Raw genomic sequence first — 18,466 nt, 5'->3', positions numbered from 1 at the left:
ATTTAGAGAAAAAGGGCTAAAGAAAAAGGCGGCTTTCACCGCCTGATTATACGCAATTGCAAGGCAGTAGCAAGAGCAAAATCATTTCTTTATGAGAGCAATTGGCCAGCAATAATTTCCAGACAAAGTTGGATTCGTCCAGCCAGTAGCTGTGGTGATTCTTGGGTTTCTGTTTCTGGTAAAATATTATTGCTCATGGACTTATACATCAATTACTAAATCAAAATTGGCGACCAATACTTCTGTTTTGGTACTGGAAACTTTGCCGTTTACCTTAGAACCCGCCTGCAAAGCCTTGGTTTCACTTCGGGTTTTTCGGCCATTGGCTTGCACGTGTTTGTCCAACAAATCGGAGGGGTAATTGGAGAGGATAAACTTGCCTTTGAGGGTTCAGAGCAAGGTGAGTAAATTGTCATAATCTTGGACGGTATAACCCGAATAATGGCCTTGATCCACTTTGTTTTTGCCTGTTTTGCTGCCCATGCGCTCGGAAATATACGGTGGGTCGATGTAGAAAAAGGCGTTTTCGGTGTCGCGGGCGGCTATCAAATCCAGTGCGCAGATGTTTTCGATACAGGTTTGCGAAAGGCGTTCCCTGATTCGTTCACCGAAATTTTTCTTTTTGTTGCAAAAGCGTTTGGCGACGGTATTGCTGTTTCTGTCGAAGGCGAATCAGCTCCCGATACTGGAACTAAAACACATGGCACTTAATACCCGAAACGCCCACGCCTTTTTCAGGTCAGAGAAGCAATCGGCATTGCGCCAAACGTTGCGGGCTTCTGCCCATTCGCGGCGGGCGTAGGGGGTGGCCACCACCAGTTTTTGCAAAAGTGGAAACAAGTCTTCGTCTTGGGCGACTTGATAGAAGTTGGCGACCACTTCGTTTTTATCCCCAATGACCTCTATTTCAGAGGGTTCTTTGGCAAAGTACACGGCACCGCCCCCAAAAAAGGGTTCGCAATAGAGTTGGTGGGCGGGAATGGCTTTGGCGATTTTGGAGGCCATTTGTTGTTTTCCGCCATAGTAACTAATCGGGGTTTTTCTTTTCAACCATTGTAGCATTTTTTACTTGTTTAGAAAATAAACAAGGTGGGTGTAGTCATCGCTTCTCTTTTTTCTGGGTAAAGGTTAATTGAGTTTTGCCAACAGTTGGTCTTGGTATTTTTGAATCACAGCCAACTGGCCTACATAGTTATGTTTTTCGTTAAATGCCTGAACAGAAGTTAAATACCGCAAGGCATTTTCTTTGTTTTCGGTCACGGCATAACGAATGGTATTGGCTCTCAAATAAATGGACTGATGCGACAAAGGCAAGGAAAGCAATAAGTCAGGGCGATGTTCCAACCCGTCCAAAAACGCCCCTGCTTTGTCTTTATTTCCTACCAATAATTGTATTTCTGACTCTCTGATGTGGGTAAATAATGCCCATTTTTCATCAGCAAAATCATCAAAATAGCGGTTACTTTCGGCCAAAAGTTGTAACGCGAGGGTGGCGGTGTCTGGTTGTTTTAACAGGTTTTGGTCATGAGCTAAAGTGATGGCCAATTGATGTTGCATCATGGCTTTCCAATGTTCTTTTTGATTGCCCAACGAAAAAGAATCTATTTCATGGGCGATTGCTTGATAATATTTAATGGCTTCGGGGGTGGGTGAATGTTGGCGGTGAATATGCCCTTTCAGATTGCGCATTCGCATCAACAAAAGAGGGTCTTTTGGCACATAGCGATTGATTTCTAAGGCATTGTTGATGCTTTCCATTGGCTTTAAATGAAGGAAAGCCCTGCCGTGTTGCATGAGATTTTTGGCAATGCCAAAATGCAAATCACGATAGAGCAGAGGATTCTGAGCAGACAATTTTTCCATGTTCATGGTTTTGGTCAGTATCCCGTAACATTTGAGCGTAGCATCCACGTTGCCTTTCTCAAATTCCACATCCGAGACCGCTATAAATTCTTCCACATCTTTCATCGTCATGGAGATAATGGGTTCATTTTCTTTTTGTTTGCGGTATTTGGCCAGCAGTTCATCGGCCAATTGCATGGCTTCAGGAACATAGGAAGCCAAGTGTTTTTCAAAAATAGCAGGGTTTTCAACCGCATGACCAAACCAACCTTTGGCAAAAGACTTGCCTTGTACTTTCAGGCCAAACTTCAGGCTAAATTCTTGACCTGCCCTATGAAATTCACGTAGGCTTTTGAGCTTAAAACATAATTCTTCCGTCAGGTGCTGCATAAGTAAAAAAAGATTGAGTGGAACACATTTTCAACTTTAAAAAAAAGGTTGAAAATCAAAAAGAGCATTTGATTTTCTGCGGACTTTTGTCCTGTCATTACAGCAAGATACTGAGTCTTTTGTTACCAATCAATGACTTATGTGTTTTTTTGTGAGATGAGTGAGTACTCAAAATAGTATCATTTCGTACGGATTGGAGTAGCTAGCCATGAAGTAGAAAACAAAAAAATGGTACTGACAAATAATGTCAGCACCACACTGAAAACTTCCGCGCGGATACATTGGAAGTTGAACGGTTTGTTCGTTTACCTCTATACGGATTTTTCGAGCAATTGCAAGACTATTTTCAATATTAATTCAGTGTTGGTGAAAGGCGATGCTTGCCATCTTTTTTAGTGCTTCTTGATATAATTAATTGTTAAAACTAAAAATAATACAAAAATGGGCAAGTTTTTAGAGTATGCCTCCTTTACGGATGAGGGACTGCTATCCCAATGCACGAATCATTCTCGCATGATGCAACGGGCGGTGGGGTTATGTGTTTGGCTGGTGATTTTGTTGTCGGCCACGAATATGGCTTATTTGGGTTGGACGGTGTCCAATAGCTATCTTGTGGCGGCCTTTCTGTTCTTTATTTATGGGGGCATTATGCTGCAAATCGAACGCGTTATGTACGGGAGTGCAAGCAATAAAGGGGCATTGTTTCGATTGATGTTCCTGTTGGGCGTTACTTTTATGCTGCATACCGTGAACGAATACGTTGTCTATGACAAGGAAATCACGCAGACTATTGAGGAAAATTACCAGCAAAAGCGACTGGCCACCATCGAACCGATGACCAACGCGGTGGGTAATTATTTGGCCAGCAAAAAGGAGCTGCAAGACCAGCTCACAGGCTTGAGACAGCAAAAAGCGGATTTGGAAAGCAAATTGGCGCAAGAAATAGGTGGCGTGTCTTTCAGCCAAAAGGTAAGCGGCAATGCGGGTGACGGTCAGTTGGCGGGTATCATTAAGAATGATATTGCCTTGTGTGAGCAGAAAATCCAAGACCTCGAAGGGCGAATTTCTTCCACTGAAACAGGATTTAAGCGGGACAGTGTGGCAGCGGCGACCAAACAGGATATTCTGGGGCTAAGTTCCACGCCTCATTACTCCCCTGTGGAACGCAGTGCGGCCTTGGGAAAAGCCAAAGACAAGGCCGACGAATATCACCAAACGGCATTTGAGCTGTGGAGTAAGATAGTGATTGCCTTCTCGGTGTTCTTTGAAAGTTGTGTGTTAATCCTTAAACAAATGGTAAAAACAGACTACACCGATTTGGCCAAGAGCAATCAATTATTGGCGCAGAAGAATATCGCGATTCGCACGGAGATAGCGAATGCGTTTTTGGACGAAATGGTGAATCCAAGCCCTAATAGTGGAGTCATTCGACAAGACTTGGGTTATCGTCTGGTTGAGTCGAATATTGTTCGGGAGCAGATTAACGGAGACTTTGTGAATTTGGGTAAACCGAAAGAACCTGAATATGCTTGACGAATTGTTGGGTGAAAATACGGTGATGTGGTTGTTGGTAGGCGGTGTTCTGATGCTGATTGTTTCGATGAGCATGTTTAAAAGCACGGCTTACCTTCCACCCATCAACAAAGAAGCAAGGTTTGGCGAGGAGTCTGTGGCCGATGTGGTGGCAGATTTCCCGCCCCCCGCCCAAGAAGCCGAAGCGGCGCATCCAAGAGCGGAGTTTGACGAGTTGCAAAAAGCCCGAAAGGAGGTGGAAGTCAATCAACAATTGCTCAAATTGAACAAGGCTTCGATGGAGGCGCAGGCAGCAGCGGACAAGGAAGAGGCGCAACGGCGCATGAATGAATTTTTGAAACGAAACACCCCAAATTAAGATGGAAAATCCTTTTATTTCGATAATGCAAGAGTTGCAGGAACTCAAACAGATGGTCAAGTTGCTGCACGAGTCCCAAGCGGAAACGGTTGTGGGTTCTTCTGATAGTGATTTTATGCAGTTGAGTGAGGCCGCGAATTTGCTGGGCATTGCCAAAAGCACTTTGTATAAGTATTCGTGTAGTCGGAAGTCTCCGTTTACGTTTTACAAGGTAGGCAAGCGGCTGTTTTGTAAGCGTGGCGAACTGCTGCAATACATGAACGAAAGCAAGCTGTTGAGCATGGAAGACTATGCGAATCAGAAACTTGCCACACGCAGGCGTTAGGTAAATCACCCCGTCCCCGTTTTATTCCTGCTCGGAATGAGGTGGGGACGGGGTTTTTCGGGGATAATCTGTGCTACAGATTATTTGTTTTATCATTGAGTATTTGTCGCAATATTTCTATGTATCCTTTGTGAGCTATTAAATTTTTTCTAATTTCAATACATTTGTTTTCGTCAAATTCTATATCTTCTTTCCCCTTTAATTTCAACACTCCATTTTCCTCTACAGCTTTAACGTGAGCAAACTGATTACGAATTGTAATAACTTGGTCTTGGTATGTTTTGTTGTTTTCTAAAAATGTGTTGATTTCTTGCTTTTTAGATTTCAATGGCTTCAATAAATATCGCAAAATTTCCCATTTTTTTACAGCATCAATTTTTGGAAAATAGTCTTGAAAATTACTGTAATTACCCCAAAAAGTATTGACAGTTCTTTCCATTTTAGTAAACACTTTATCTGTAACGATTTGTCTCAAATCCTTATCACTTTTATTTTGCATAGAAACTAATTGCATTACAATTTCTTCTATTTCTACATCTAATTCACTTGTGGCTGCTGTAATTAAACCTCGTGTTGCATTTAATTCAAGAAGTTTTTTGAGAGTTAGATCAATGACTTTTTCAATTTTTTGAAACAATCCATCTCTTCCAACTTTAAAAGTTAATCGTTCTTTAAAAGCAAGATTTTTTATTACTTGATCGTTGTTCATATAGCTGTCTTGCGCTGTATAAAAAAGAATTTCTGTGTCTAAATGCTTTTCATCTCGGATTTGTTTAATAACAACATCTCCTGTCGTATTATTCAGATTGTAATCCGAAATAATTAAATCATAGGTGTGTTTTGTAATGAATTGGTCAAGGTTAGCTTCGTCAAACACTTTTTCAATTATTGGTTCAAAGCCTTTTTCCAATAAAAATTCTTCAATGCCTCTCACAGAGTCGTTATCAATATAACTCTGTAAATCATTGTCAATCCACAATATTTTGTATTCAAATTTCATATACTTTCAATTTTTAAAGGAAATGATAAATTCAACACCTTTACTTGTTTTGTTGTTTACAGTTATTGTTCCGTTTAGTTTTTCAATTATTTCTCTTACGTGGTAAAGTCCGATGCCCGAGCCATGTCTTGATGTTGTAAAACCAAAATCAAAGATATCATCTAAAATATCGTCTTTAATTCCTTTGCCATCATCTTTGAATAATAACTGAAAGCCTTTGGGCGTGTTACTCCAAGTTAATTCAACTTTTAATGCTCCGTGTTTTGATGAATTGCTAATCAAATTATCTAACACAATTACCATATCAATTGGATTAAATTTGATTTTATGTTCAAAATCATTTGGGGTGTTTATTGTTACATTCAGTAATTCTCGATTTATCCGCAAATCATCTCGTTTTTTGTAAACATTTTCAATGTATTCATTTGTAAATCCAACAATGTCTGTTGCCAAATTTGTGTCGTGAATACTGAAGTTAACTTTCTTGAAATACTTAGAGAATGAGGTTATTTTTTCATTGTGTCGGCTCAATCTTTTTAAGATTATTTCCAATTCACCTTTTGAGGCGTTATTGTTTACAGCCTTTACAAGTTTCTCAATTTCTGTTTTAATCAATGGTGTTGTTAAACCAATGTGGTGTAAAATACTTTCTAAATTTTTTGTATCATCGCCAATCTCAGACTGCAAAAAATTTTTTTGACTTGTAACAGCTTCAAGTTTTTGTTCAACCTGTTTTACTTTATTTTCTGCAATAGTAGCTTTTTCCTCAGCCTTTTTAGTGTCACTTCTTGAAGCCATGACCGCCTGCTCAATTTTCTTTGCCTCTCTAATTACCTCAGGGTTACCAGACTTTGTTGCAGCTTGGCGAATGTTTTTTACAATCTTATCAACACTCTGTTCCTGTTTACTTTCAATTATTCTTAGAAAGTCCTTGTTATATTGAACATCTATATAATTTTTAAGATTAATAAATCCTGATATCAGTTCAAGTATTTGAACCTTGACGTCTTTAGCCCAAAGTTCTGGTCTTTCCACTTCTCCTGTCTCTTTATTAATTCGTTCATCGCCCCATTGAATAATATTTACAACATAATTCTCTAAGCGTTTTAAAGCATATTCATGGAAAAACTCAACTAAATGAGAGTAAGTATCTGTTTTGACCAGACCACCATCTCGACTTGTAGTTTCATTTAAACCAGACTGTTCGCCGTTTATTTCAATTCTTCCTATTAATTCCCTTGTGCCAAGGTATCTACTATAACCCTGTTGCTTCCGCCTATCTATTAGTAGTAAATCTTCACCCTCTTCTCCATAGGGATAAACACGAAACCCATTCTTATACACAAAAACAGAGCCATACTCAACAGAGTGAACCCCCATCATTCTTTTGAAATTTAGTTTAGCTGTCCTATTAAGTTGAAAGAGATAAACAGAAATGTTTTTTAAATCTGGATATGGATTTTTTTCCTTTAGATGATAAATAAGGTCGCCCCTATCTTGTAAAATAGTTTCTATAACATCATTTTTTATCTGAACAAGTATGTTTGATGTTTTAATTTCAAGTGTTTCAAAAATCAGGTTTTTAACAAAACCATTTACAATATCGAAGCGATTTTGTTCTGTTTTGTCTTTAAGTTCTTCATCTTTTGCGATTATTTGAATGTCAAATTCATCGCTATCATTTTCTTGTCCAGGGTTGATGAGTTTGGCTAACGATTTTTTTAACTTTAAAATTCTGTTTCTATCCCAATTATCACGAAGTCCCGAAATTTCTAAAACAGTTCCATGTGTTAGATTATATGAAGTTGTTGCTAGTTCGCTGTGAGAAACCTTAATATTGATAAATTCCTCCTCATCAGCATTTTCAAAATCTTCCCAATTAACAATAAGATTTTCAATCTTTGTATTAATTTCGTTTTTTATTGAGACTAAATTTAAGTTTTTCCCTAATCTGTCACACGAAAAACGCCCAACACCTTTGGCTCCCGCAAAAATTCTTTGTGATTTTATTTTATCCCTGTAATCATCATTTTCTTTTCCTGTTCTTTTGGCAGAATAAGCAACAAACAACCATTTGTTTTTTAGGTCGCTATAGTTCATTCCCTTCCCGTTATCTTTGATGATGATTCGAGCCTTCGTTGGATCATTATTGTTTTCAAAAATGACGTCCACTTTTGTTGCATTTGCATCAAAAGAGTTTTTGACTAGTTCAAATACAGCAACTAACTCATCGGTAATTAACTCTTTTCCGATAAGATCTTTTAAGGCTGCACTTATTTTAAAATTTTCCGAATTAACCATTAAATAAGTTGTTTTAATATAGCCCCTGCTTGTTCGCTAAATAAAGGAGGGATTGCGTTACCTACTTGTGTATATCTTGGTACTTCTATTTTTCGTAACTCACCACCTGTTGTATATTTTCCTGTAAAGGTATACCAGTCAGGAAAACTTTGGAGCCTTGCACATTCTCGTACTGTTAAAATACGAGGTTCACAATAATGTATCATATCGTCAGGATGCGAAGTAACTGTTGGGGCCTGTTCTTTTGCTTGTAATGGCACTAGTACTTGCGTATTTAACCCAAGTTGCCGTTTTAGTTTTTCAGGGATATTTTTACATTCTGTTGAAATGGATTGTATATAACGAAAACGTTCCGTTACTATTTGAGAGTGCTTAGCAAAGCTATGACTATTTGGTATCTCAATGTTACCATTTCCTTTACGAATGTATCGCTGGTAATCCGATTTTACTTTTTGATAGATGCCACTTTTAAATCCTTTTCTGTCGGGAGTATCAATAGTATTATTACTCAATAAATCAGAAAGGGCATCTTCAATAGTTGGGCTTACAGACAATTTTTTTTCTGCTAAAAATGAGAATTTATTTTCCTCTATTAGCTTGAAAAAGCTCTTTGCTTTTTCAATGTTAGAATTGTTAATGTCTTTTCTAATACCAACAAGAATGAAGCGTGTTCGTTTTTGAGGAACACCATAATCACCAAAATTAATTAGCTGTCCATAAACGTGATAACCTACTTTCGTCAATTTATCAGCTACTATTTGTGAATATTTTTTACCCTTTTGCTTGTTGTTTTTAAATTCCATTGTAAACCCTTTTACATTTTCAAAGAAAATGAGTTTGGGTCTTACTAATGAAACAAATTTTATGTAGGAATTAATCAGTGTATTTCGTTCATCATCTTCATTTCTGCGGCCTGCGATGGAGAACCCTTGGCAAGGAGGCCCCCCTGCAATTAAGGTTACCTCTCCCTGTAGCTTGTTTAGATTATAAGAATAGTTTTTGATTACAGTATCAATATCATGTGCCTGTTGCGGCAACCATTCTGGCCATTCAAAGTGATTTATTTTTTTAATTAAATTATGTTCTAAGGTCTGAAAAGCTTGAGGGTTTTTTTCAATAGCAAATAATCCTTTCCATTCAGAAAGATTAAGTCCAAGGGAAAGCCCACCACATCCAGCAAATAAATCTATGTATGTATATATTTTTTTGTTTTTCATTGTTGCATTTAACCGTTTTTCTAATACCAACGTTTAGTACATTAGAAGTTACCTCAATAATTTTCTAAATAATTATTCTGATGCGCTTGTGTTGTTGCATAAGAAAGAAACTGTTGCCATAAATTTTACTACGTCCTAGGCAAAAATATATCTTTTTTAATAAAAAGAATGTTTGTGGTGTAAATTTGTTTATTGGGCTAATCATTTTGCATATTACTGCTCTTGTTTGTAATTGGGCAGTAGTTTTCATTTTTAAATGAATCTGTTACTATTAGGGTTAATTTGCTGTGTAAAGCAGTAGCTTAGTATTTTTGTAAAGTACAAAATCTGTGAATTTTCGGTTTAAACAAATCATTACAAATACAAGACGTTTCTCGGAGCAAAAAAGGGTGACACGGTTTGAAAAAAAGTTTTCCACATAACATGATACTATCTGATACCCATGTTATATAGTTAGGATTATTTTCTATCAAAGCAATTTTTTCTTTTTTATACTTTTGTATGTTACTGATATATAAAAGTAATTAGTTTTATTTTTATGTACCAATATATTAAGTGTAGCAAATGATGTGGCAGTGGAATTGAATATGCGAATCAATTTATTGATAATCAATGAATTGATTCGCATTTATTGAAATGAACCTCTGCTAAAGAATAAATCTCACTCATCGTATAGACGTTACTTTTATTAAGCAAATGGCACTTTAATCCAAAAAGTTCGGGACTTGAAAGTTTATTTGTCCAGTGGTTCGTGTTTTTATTCCGTATTTTTCTTTATTACTTCTTTTACGCCAGCTTTTGTAAAAATTATAGCATTGTATTTACCCGATTTGTCTTGTATAAATTCAATTGTTCTGTCGTGATTGTCGGCCCTAAAAAACTTTGTTTTAGATTCAGGAATGAGTTCAATTTCTTTACTATTATAATATAATTTTCCGTCTTTTTGTAGTATTTCAACTTGCCCATATTTTCCTACATATTTATTACAAATAGCAGTATCTATTTTTATTTGAGAGTGCTTGTATGGAATCTCAACGTCTTTTCCAAATGCAATTGCCGAAAGTCCATAGGCAATCATATAGGAGGAAGATTGGTTATTAGACAAAACAGTTACCAAAAGTTTATCGTCTGTAAATCGGTTAAAAGAAGTCTGTGCACCGAAAAAACCACCATCATGCGCAATTAGCTGATGTCCTTGATTATAAAATGGATTAATCATAAATCCATATCCAAAATGTTGGTCGTTATAGGACGTAAACATTCGTTTTTTCATGTCAGTTGCCAGAATATTTGTGCCATAAAGTGCTTTGTCCCAAATAGCCAAATCATCAACGGTAGAATAAATTCCGTCATGTCCGATGTTATATTCCCAATTGATATAGGGATTATGTATGTATTTATTGTCAATAAATATATAGTTTTTTGCTCGTTTATTTATCAGTTCATCGTTGGTAATTACTCCTGTATTATTCATTTTTACTTTCTCAAATATATTCGTTTTTAGGTATTTGGCATAGCTTTGACCAGATATTTTTTCGATGATACGAGCAAGTAAATAGTAACCGATATTGCTATAAGCAGTATTAGTTTTAGGCGAAAATAAGAGATTTTTTTGTGCAATATATTTTAATACCGAATCTTGTGTAATTGATACATTATTCAAATATAATTCATCAAAATCCATTTGTAAACCAGACATGTGGCAAAGTAATGTATGAATTGTAATGCTATCGCCTTTCGGAAAAGTTGGGAAAAATTTACTTAATTTATCGTCAAGTGATAATTGGTTGTTGTTTACTAATTGCAAAATGGCTACTGCGGTAAATTGCTTACTTACAGAAGCTAAACTATATTTTGTATCGGTAGTATTTTTTATATTCCATTCGTAGTCGGCCAAACCATACGATTTTTTCAACAAAACCGAACCTTTTTTTGTAACAAGCACTGTTCCACTAAAATTATTTATGTCCACTTGTGCTTGCATATATTTTTCAAGATTATCGGATACGTTTTTTTGTGCAAAAATTACTGTCGGTAAAAGCAGAAATATGAAGAATATTCTCATGGATTGTGTTTGATTATTTGCTGTTAAAATCTTGTCTTTAATTTCATTTTTTTAGCTTTTACAATTCGTAATTATTTTCTGGAGCATTTTGTCTAATAATGCTATTTCTTCCAAGGAAAAGCCATGCAAAGCAGTTTCCCTGTTTAGTGCAATAACAGGACTTATCAATTCAAGCGTTGCGGCTCCTTTTTGAGTTATTTCAAGATTGAATTTTCGTCTGTCTTCCGTGTGAATAGTCCTGATTAGATATTCTTTTTTGACCATCAGCTCTATCATTCTTGTGATAGAAGCCTCATCTTTAAATACAAGACGGGCCAATTCCTTTTGAGAAATAGTGGCATCCTTGTCCAGTATTATCAAAACCAAACATTGGTCTATCGTAATGTCCTTTACAATCTTAGAAATATTCTTCTGTGCGATTTTTCGATACTCTTTAATCGCTTGTTCAATGGAATAAAGGACTGTTCCTGTTGGGTTTTTAATATCCATGCGAATTTGTTTGATATAAATATAGTTGATATATCAATTACGTGACAACTTTTTGAGCATATTTATTTTTGCAAAAAAAATAATCGTAGAAAAAAAAGGTATTTTTGGGGTAGATTTTTAGGTGTAACTATATGACTACTAATCATTTATTACTACCAAATGAAGTCAATGTCTGCAAATATTTGGCTTGGACTAAAGTCCTTGTGTCGTCTTTTACACGTACTTGTAATTGTAAAGGCGGGGATTTTTTAGCACAAAGTTCCAATTTTGCACATTAGCCCGCCTTCGCAAAAACCGTGTTGGTGGCAGGTGTTTTTATTGTCTTGTAGTGTTAAGTGCTTCATTTTATTTCTTTTTGTACTTTACTTCAACACTTGGATTTAGTTCTTTAATGTCATTGATAAATTCAGACTTTTGTTTTGGTGAAATTAAAACTGATTCAAATTTTCCATAATTAATTTCAAGTCGGTCAAGCGAGGCGGCGGGTGAACTGAGTGGATTATTTGTTTCCATAATCTTTGTTATTGTTTTAATGTCAATGCTTTTATTGTACAAAAAACCACACTTTATTGTCAGTTTGTCGCTGTCTATTGTATAGTCTGTTGTCATAAGCATCTGAACAACAAAAAGAATGACAGGTAAAAGAATTACAATTCCTATCCAACTTGGTTTTTGGCTTACGGTTATCGCTAAAACTGTCCCAAATACGGACACAAGAAAAATTACTAATTCAAGTCCGATTTTTGATTTATATATTTTCTTCATTTCAAACTGTCTTTATTTTAGTGATATTTTGTTTTTCAATACCGCCTAACGGTTGGCGGCTTGGCGAAGGCGGGGTTTCGGAGCACAAAGTTCCAATTTTGCACATTAGCCCACCTTACGCAAAAACCGTGTTATCGCACGTTTATTTTTCCTCTCCTAAATATTTTTCTATTCTGTCGATTTGCGAGTATAAAAAACCTTTGCTGTCTTCTTCTTTGTCAACCTTTGCTCTCTCATAAACTATTGCCTTTATTCGTTGTCCGATTTCATTATTAAAACCAGTTATTGTCCAAGTCTCGGAATAGTCTACACGTGAGAATACGCCAAATGAAGATGCTGATGTTAAAAATCCCCTTGTATATTCCAATACAAGTAAGTCGCTAACTTCGTTGAGTGCTTTTAAAGTAAAGGTCTTTTTGTTTTTGTAATTAAGATATACTGCATACAAAGCATAAAGTCCCATTGTCGAGCTGTAAGTAAAAAAATTGTCAATAAAGGTTTGTGGCAAATTTTCATCTGGTTGAGCGTTCGGAGCTGTATTATTTCTTTCGTATTGGTTGGCAAGAAAAGCATTAGTCATGTCAACTTTTTCTTCAATTGCTTTTATTAACTGAGGTAGTTTTTCAAATTTAAGGTCAAGTTGTTTTGTGATTTCTTCTAAATTTTTTGAATTGGAAGCAATGTCATTACTTGATTTGTTTAAGGTTGAAATGGTGTCAGAAAAGGAACTGTTTGAATAATATGCATAAATAATTGCCAATAATGACAGGAACAATGATGTTACCGTCAAGGCGAATGATAGATAAGCGAGTAGGTTTTGGTTATTACCAAAGTCAAATGTTAGTAAGCATATAATAATTGCAATTAAAATGCCCACGATGTAAAAAAAATGTAGTCTGTTTATTCCGTTTTCTTTCATTGTCTATGTCTTTATAAATATGCCTGTAACATCCGCATAAACGAACATCATAGTACCAAGCAAGCACCTTGCCTGCCATTCCTTTGCAAAATCCTACATTTGCTGCGTTTTTGCAAATATTATTTCTTGCGCAAAGAAGGCACGGTGCTGCTGTTGCCGTCGCGGAAGGCCGTGTAGTGCGGCGACATGATTTCTACACCTGCCTCGTCGAAGGTGTCGTGTATGTGTTGGTGCAGTGCCGAATACACCAAATCCAGCCGAACGCTATTGTCCGAGTAGGCGTTTAGTTCGTAGCTCACATAAAAATCGTTCAGGGCTGTTTGCAAAACAAAAGGTTCGGGACTGGCCGAAATGCCTTGGGTGCGCAAGGCGGCGGCGGTGAGTAGTTCGTGTATGGTGCGCCACGATGTGTCGTAGCCAATGGTTATGCTGGTGTTGAACACATAGTTGCCCGACGACGTGTAGTTGGTGGAATTGCTGGACAAAATCGTAGAATTGGGAATGGTAATATCCTCGTTTTTGAACGAACGAATGCGTGTAACCAGCAAATCTTTGCCCATTACCACGCCGCTCACGTCCCCGACTTTGATGTAGTCGCCTATTTTGAAAGGCCGCATATACGTTATCAAAATGCCCGAAACAATATTGGAAATAGACGAAGACGAACCCACCGAAATCAGTACGCCCAAAAACACAGAAACGCCCTGGAAAACCCGCGAGTCCGACCCTGGCAAATACGGGAAAATCGCCACGAACGTAAACATAAAAATCAAGGCTCTAACCAGTTTGTACGTTGGAACTGCCCATTCGGGATAAAATCCCTGAATCTTGATGCGTTGGGAACTGATGCGTTCGCTGATGCTGCGCAGTATTTTGAGCAAATACCTTACAAAAACAAAAATAATAGTGATAGTAAAGGCATTCGGAATATAGTCCAGTACGGCGTGCGCTATGTTGCGGATGGGTTTAAGTAAATATTCTAACAACAAATCGGCGTAGGGCTGCGTGGCAGGAAACAAACTGAGCAGCACGGAAAAAACCAAGTACAAACCAATCGCCAAAATGCTTAAATTCAGGATATTGAGCAGTAGGAGCAGGGCTTCGGCCACTTGGTGCGCGTCCAGAATCTGATGTTTGCCCAAGCGCACACCTTTAGAAATTTCATAGCGATTGCTAATGACTTTTTTACGCAGCAGATTAAACAACCAATTGATAAAAAAAATAACAATGGCCGCAACGGCCAACACGCCCAACACCCAAGCCGCTTGGGTGAGCTTTTGTAAAAGTTCTTGCTGATTCATAGAAGGCCAAATTTAAAAAAACCTATCAGCATGCAAAAGTCTGATAGGTTTTGGGAGGTGATAGGATAATGCTTGAATTACGGTTGTATGTTCAGTGTGGCGGCTACGCCTTGCGCCTTGTCGTCTGCCGAATGCAAATACAAAAGCGGTTTGAGTGTGCCTTTTGCCCAAATGTCTATCATGTTGTCGTAGAATGGACTACCCACATTTCCCGACTGTCCACCGGGGTAAATGCCGAAGGCTTGCGGCTCTTTGCCCAGAGCTACCACCATGCGCCACGACGCGCCGTTGCGGGGGCCTGTGGCGTTCACGATGCCCGAACCGCCGCCAATATTCAAATCATTTCTATTAAACCCTGGTATTTTGGCAATATGCAAAATGTCAGTGCTTTTGAATTTGACCCACTGCCAATTTTCGCCAAATGCACCTTGTTTTTCGGTAATATTGGCCACAGCCTTGCGGAAAGCGGCTTGTACTTGGGTGTTCATGGTTTCGCGGGCTTTGGTGCGGCGATCGTCGAACCAGTGCGAATGGCTTTGTTCGCGCATCATAAAAAGCGTTTGGTCGCGGGACGGGTAGCGCATATTTCCGCCAAAATCATCCGCCCAAACCATGTCCATGAGTACGGTTAGCCATTCATGGAACACTGTCGCCCCGATTTCGTTGGTATTGTTCCACATATTCCAAGTGCTAACGGCCTCAAGTGCTTGTTTTTCTGTGCCTTTCGCCTGAAAATTTTTCATGTTTTCGGTAAAAATAGGCATGAAATTACGCGCTGCCACATTGAAATTGTCGTTTTGTAAATTGCGCAAACTATCGGGCGTAATGTTGCTCATGGCCGCGAGGCGTTCGTTAATACGTTTGCCGCGTTCGTAGTTGGAATATTCCCATTGCAAATAATACGGGTAAGTGCTGTCTGCCGAAACCTGATTGGCCGAGCTTACAAACTGACGTGGTGGGTTTTTGACGTGCGGAATGTGGTCGTGTGGTAAAAAGGCTTGCCATTCGTGCGCTGGATTGCTGCCATCAAGCAAAAATTTGCCTTGTTCGCGCCATTTCAGCGGATATTTGCCATTACACCAAAGCCCAATGTCATTTTGATTGGAAGCAAAAACAAAGTTTTGGGCTGGGCAACCATAAAACGAAAGTGCCGTTACATATTCATCATAGTTTTTGGCCTGATTCAATCCCAAAAAGGTTTTGAGTTCGTTGGCCTTATCGTGGGCAATCCAGCGCAAAGCATGGCCGCGCGGCGCGTAATCCTTGAATGCCTTGTCGGATTGGTGCGTGTAAGTGATTGGCCCGTGATGTGTGTAAAATACTGTATCGTAAAGCGTTGGCTTGCCTTTAATCTTAATTTCTTCAATTTTGACGGTTACTTTTTGCCAAGCGTTGTTGTACCAATATTCGCGGCGCGAATTGTCCTTAAATCGAATGTCGTACCAGTCCATCACGTCGGCGTAAACGTTGGTTACGCCCCACGCCACATCCTGATTAAAACCGCTAATCACGCAAGGCGCACCAGGAAGAGCCGCGCCGTACACGTTTACTTGCGGGCTAACTAACTGTACCTGAAACCAAATCGAAGGTAAATTTAGTTGCAAATGCGGGTCGTTGGCGAGCATGGGCAAACCTGTTGCCGTTTTTTGGCCACTTACCGCCCAGTTGTTACTGCCCAGTTCGTGGTCTGGGTTTTGTTTGCGGAAAGGCGTGGCTTCGGCTTGCCAAGCAGGATTGGGCGTGGCAGGCACTGGCAGCGGCTCAAAATCCCATTTCGTACCGCGCGGAACAATTGGCTCAGCCACGTGCGGATAATTCGGGAACAATGAATCTACAACGGCTTTTCCGTATTGGCGCACGGCGTTGGTCATGTACATATCATCCGAATAGCCCGCCAAATCGTAGGCCATGAGCTTGAGCAAAAGCGCGGTTTTGAGTGGCGTCCAAGTTTCGGGTTTATAATCCAAAATTTTGTACTCCACAGGCAACTCACCAATCGACAGGCTATTGATGTAAGCGTTCACGCCGTCGGCGTAAGCGTTGAGCACTTCGCGCGTGCTGGCTTCGGCCATCATGGCTTCGAGTGAGGCTTCCGCGCCTTTTACCATGCCGATACGTCGTTGGAAACGGTCGTATTCGAGGGCTTTGTCGCCGACTACTTCACTGATACGGCCTGCGGCTACACGCGTTAGGAACTCCATTTGCCACAAACGATTTTTAGCCGTAACATAGCCTTGTGCCCAATATAAATCATGGGTATTTTGGGCGAAAATATGCGGCACTGCATTGCTATCGAGCAGAATGCGCACAGGTTGCTGGCAACCTGTAAGGGTAATTTCTTCGCTGGAAATGGCTTGTGTTGGTGTTTCGGCATTTTGCCAAAAACCCGTAAACGGATTGAGCAATTTGCCCATAGGTGGCACCGTCCCGAACTGGGTGTTAAGTGCCACGACCAGCCCCACACAGAGGGCTGTTACTAAAAAAGCTATAATTTTTCTTTTCATTGGTTAATTGGAATATTCTGAGCGATAAGTTAGTAAAAAACAAATCAGCAGCCAAGAATACAGTGTTTTTGGAAGAATTGTAACATTGTCAGATTATTAATTTAATAAAAAAATAATCAACTATTTGTTATTATTTATAATAATAATTTTAAATTGCATCAAATTTTTAATGGAGGTAGTTGAAAATATTAAAAAAATCGGCTTCCTACTGTTTACCTTACATCTTTTAAAGGTATAAAATAATAAAATTTTAATACAATATTGTAGCTATGGAAAAGAAACACTATTATGACTTGCCTTTTGGAGCAAAAGCAGCCATGTTATTTTTGCTTTTGGGTGTCTATAAATTAAATAGCCCACAGTCTCATGTATGGCAAAAAACGGCAGAAGTCGGACGTGCAGTGCGCGTGCAACCCCTTCACAATCACGCAGAACCAATCACAGCCTCTTTGAAAAATAAACACACTGAAACTATCACAAAAGACTAAGTATCATAGCAATTGGCTTGTTGTGGATAAAAAGTAGCCTCAAATAAAGGATATTTCAATTCTTATTATAATATTGCACTCAATTTTCTGTTTTTTCAAACAGATATATTTTGATTTAAAATTGGAAGGGCTACACTCAACTATCACTTATACAACCAATGAACATACTACTGAATTTGTTTTCTCAAGTATTTGGCAATGATGCTGAAGCGGCGGGCTTTATTGTTCTGAACCTGTTTTTTATTGAAAGTCTGCTTTCCATTGATAATGCGGCTGTTTTGGCTACAATGGTCATGGATTTGCCTGAGAAAGACAGAGGGCGTGCGTTAAAATACGGTATCATTGGCGCGTATGCGTTTCGGGGTGTTTGCCTGTTTTTCGCCTCTTATATCATCCAAATTGTATGGTTAAAGGCTGTGGGCGGGATTTACTTACTGTACCTTACATACGATTATTTCCGTACCAAATCCACTCCCGAACCCGAAGACGATACCTTGAATAAAACAGAAAATCGTTTGTATAAGTCCACGATGGGGCGTTTGGGGCCGTTTTGGTCAACGGTTTTGATGGTCGAAATTATGGATTTGGCTTTTTCGATTGATAACGTACTGGCCGCCGTAGCCTATACCGATAACTTATATTTGATTTGGGCTGGCGTGTTTATTGGTATTTTGGCCATGCGTTTTGTTTCCCAAATTTTTGTAAAATTATTAGGACGCTTCCCCTTTCTGGAATCCATCGCTTTTATAGTAATTGCAGTGTTAGGTCTCAAATTGTTACTTTCATTTGCCTTTGATTTCTTAGATCCAACGCCAGTAGTGAAGTTTATCAATGGCCATGAAGCGGATTTGTATATTTCGATAGCCACCGTAACTATATTTGTAGTTCCTGTACTTTCGTCTATTTTACTTAATTTTCCCAAAAGAAAAGAAGCATAATTCTAAGAAATAAAAATATTGAATAAAATAA

16 protein-coding genes and 1 pseudogene are annotated in these 18,466 nt (G+C 38.5%); 5 read left to right on the top strand and 12 right to left on the bottom strand.

All coding sequences use genetic code 11. From position 1 onward, the window contains the following. Positions 1–201: 201 nt before the first annotated feature. The 3 genes and pseudogenes from BM090_RS18385 to BM090_RS10390 all read right to left on the bottom strand — a co-directional run bounded on the left by BM090_RS18385 (position 202) and on the right by BM090_RS10390 (position 2,232). Positions 202–348 carry a hypothetical protein gene (locus BM090_RS18385; RefSeq protein ID WP_177199906.1) on the bottom strand — a complete coding sequence of 49 codons (147 nt, stop codon included), beginning with the start codon at positions 346–348 and terminating at the stop codon, positions 202–204. 42 nt (positions 349–390) lie between these two features. Beyond that, positions 391–1,050: pseudogene (locus tag BM090_RS18755) on the bottom strand (DNA adenine methylase). 78 nt (positions 1,051–1,128) lie between these two features. After that, positions 1,129–2,232 carry a hypothetical protein gene (locus tag BM090_RS10390; protein WP_091512066.1) on the bottom strand — a complete coding sequence of 368 codons (1,104 nt, stop codon included), beginning with the start codon at positions 2,230–2,232 and terminating at the stop codon, positions 1,129–1,131. Positions 2,233–2,673: 441 nt separating this feature from the next. Between BM090_RS10390 and BM090_RS10385 the strand changes: the two genes are divergently transcribed. Genes BM090_RS10385 through BM090_RS10375 form a run of 3 tightly spaced genes read left to right on the top strand, consistent with a single transcriptional unit; the run spans position 2,674 to position 4,448 of the window. Next, a complete protein-coding gene (locus BM090_RS10385) occupies positions 2,674–3,765 on the top strand; it encodes a DUF4407 domain-containing protein (RefSeq protein WP_091512064.1) in 1,092 nt (363 codons plus the stop codon). After that, on the top strand, positions 3,758–4,123 hold the full coding sequence (locus tag BM090_RS10380) for a hypothetical protein (protein ID WP_091512060.1): 366 nt from the start codon (positions 3,758–3,760) through the stop codon (positions 4,121–4,123). Before BM090_RS10385 ends, BM090_RS10380 begins: the two co-directional genes overlap by 8 nt. A gap of 1 nt (position 4,124) precedes the next feature. Beyond that, positions 4,125–4,448, top strand: coding sequence for a helix-turn-helix domain-containing protein (locus BM090_RS10375; RefSeq protein WP_091512058.1), 324 nt, complete (start codon positions 4,125–4,127; stop codon positions 4,446–4,448). Positions 4,449–4,521: 73 nt separating this feature from the next. Here BM090_RS10375 and BM090_RS10370 read toward each other — a convergent pair whose 3' ends face one another. From BM090_RS10370 to BM090_RS10330, 9 genes are all read right to left on the bottom strand, one after another. Further along, complete coding sequence (locus BM090_RS10370; RefSeq protein ID WP_091512054.1) at positions 4,522–5,448, bottom strand: response regulator; 927 nt, start codon at positions 5,446–5,448, stop codon at positions 4,522–4,524. Positions 5,449–5,454: 6 nt separating this feature from the next. Beyond that, complete coding sequence (locus BM090_RS10365; RefSeq protein ID WP_091512051.1) at positions 5,455–7,749, bottom strand: sensor histidine kinase; 2,295 nt, start codon at positions 7,747–7,749, stop codon at positions 5,455–5,457. Beyond that, positions 7,749–8,966, bottom strand: a complete 1,218-nt coding sequence (locus BM090_RS10360; protein ID WP_091512048.1) for a DNA cytosine methyltransferase — start codon at positions 8,964–8,966, stop codon at positions 7,749–7,751. The genes BM090_RS10365 and BM090_RS10360 overlap by 1 nt, the downstream gene beginning before the upstream one ends. A gap of 757 nt (positions 8,967–9,723) precedes the next feature. Next, positions 9,724–11,031, bottom strand: a complete 1,308-nt coding sequence (locus BM090_RS10355) for a serine hydrolase domain-containing protein (protein ID WP_091512044.1) — start codon at positions 11,029–11,031, stop codon at positions 9,724–9,726. 51 nt (positions 11,032–11,082) lie between these two features. Further along, on the bottom strand, positions 11,083–11,520 hold the full coding sequence (locus BM090_RS10350) for a MarR family winged helix-turn-helix transcriptional regulator (RefSeq protein ID WP_091512041.1): 438 nt from the start codon (positions 11,518–11,520) through the stop codon (positions 11,083–11,085). Positions 11,521–11,865: 345 nt separating this feature from the next. Beyond that, the gene (locus BM090_RS10345; RefSeq protein WP_091512038.1) at positions 11,866–12,285 is read right to left on the bottom strand and encodes a PH domain-containing protein; all 420 of its coding nucleotides are present in this window, start codon (positions 12,283–12,285) and stop codon (positions 11,866–11,868) included. Positions 12,286–12,427: 142 nt separating this feature from the next. Next, positions 12,428–13,204: a hypothetical protein gene (locus BM090_RS10340; protein WP_091512034.1), complete on the bottom strand. Its 777-nt coding sequence runs from the start codon at positions 13,202–13,204 to the stop codon at positions 12,428–12,430. A 119-nt stretch (positions 13,205–13,323) separates the two neighbouring features. After that, a complete protein-coding gene (locus tag BM090_RS10335; protein WP_091512030.1) occupies positions 13,324–14,505 on the bottom strand; it encodes a mechanosensitive ion channel family protein in 1,182 nt (393 codons plus the stop codon). 77 nt (positions 14,506–14,582) lie between these two features. Next, positions 14,583–17,009 carry a penicillin acylase family protein gene (locus BM090_RS10330; RefSeq protein WP_091512027.1) on the bottom strand — a complete coding sequence of 809 codons (2,427 nt, stop codon included), beginning with the start codon at positions 17,007–17,009 and terminating at the stop codon, positions 14,583–14,585. Between the two features lie 269 nt (positions 17,010–17,278). On the opposite strand from BM090_RS10330, the gene BM090_RS10325 reads away from it, so the two are divergent. Both BM090_RS10325 and BM090_RS10320 read left to right on the top strand, forming a co-directional pair. Continuing rightward, complete coding sequence (locus tag BM090_RS10325) at positions 17,279–17,497, top strand: hypothetical protein (RefSeq protein WP_091512023.1); 219 nt, start codon at positions 17,279–17,281, stop codon at positions 17,495–17,497. 158 nt (positions 17,498–17,655) lie between these two features. After that, positions 17,656–18,435 carry a DUF475 domain-containing protein gene (locus tag BM090_RS10320; RefSeq protein WP_091512020.1) on the top strand — a complete coding sequence of 260 codons (780 nt, stop codon included), beginning with the start codon at positions 17,656–17,658 and terminating at the stop codon, positions 18,433–18,435. The last annotated feature ends 31 nt before the right edge of the window (positions 18,436–18,466 follow it).

This window comes from Flexibacter flexilis DSM 6793, assembly GCF_900112255.1.
Classification (GTDB): Bacteria; Bacteroidota; Bacteroidia; order Cytophagales; family Flexibacteraceae; genus Flexibacter; species Flexibacter flexilis.
This window is presented reverse-complemented; position numbering and strand designations above follow the sequence as displayed.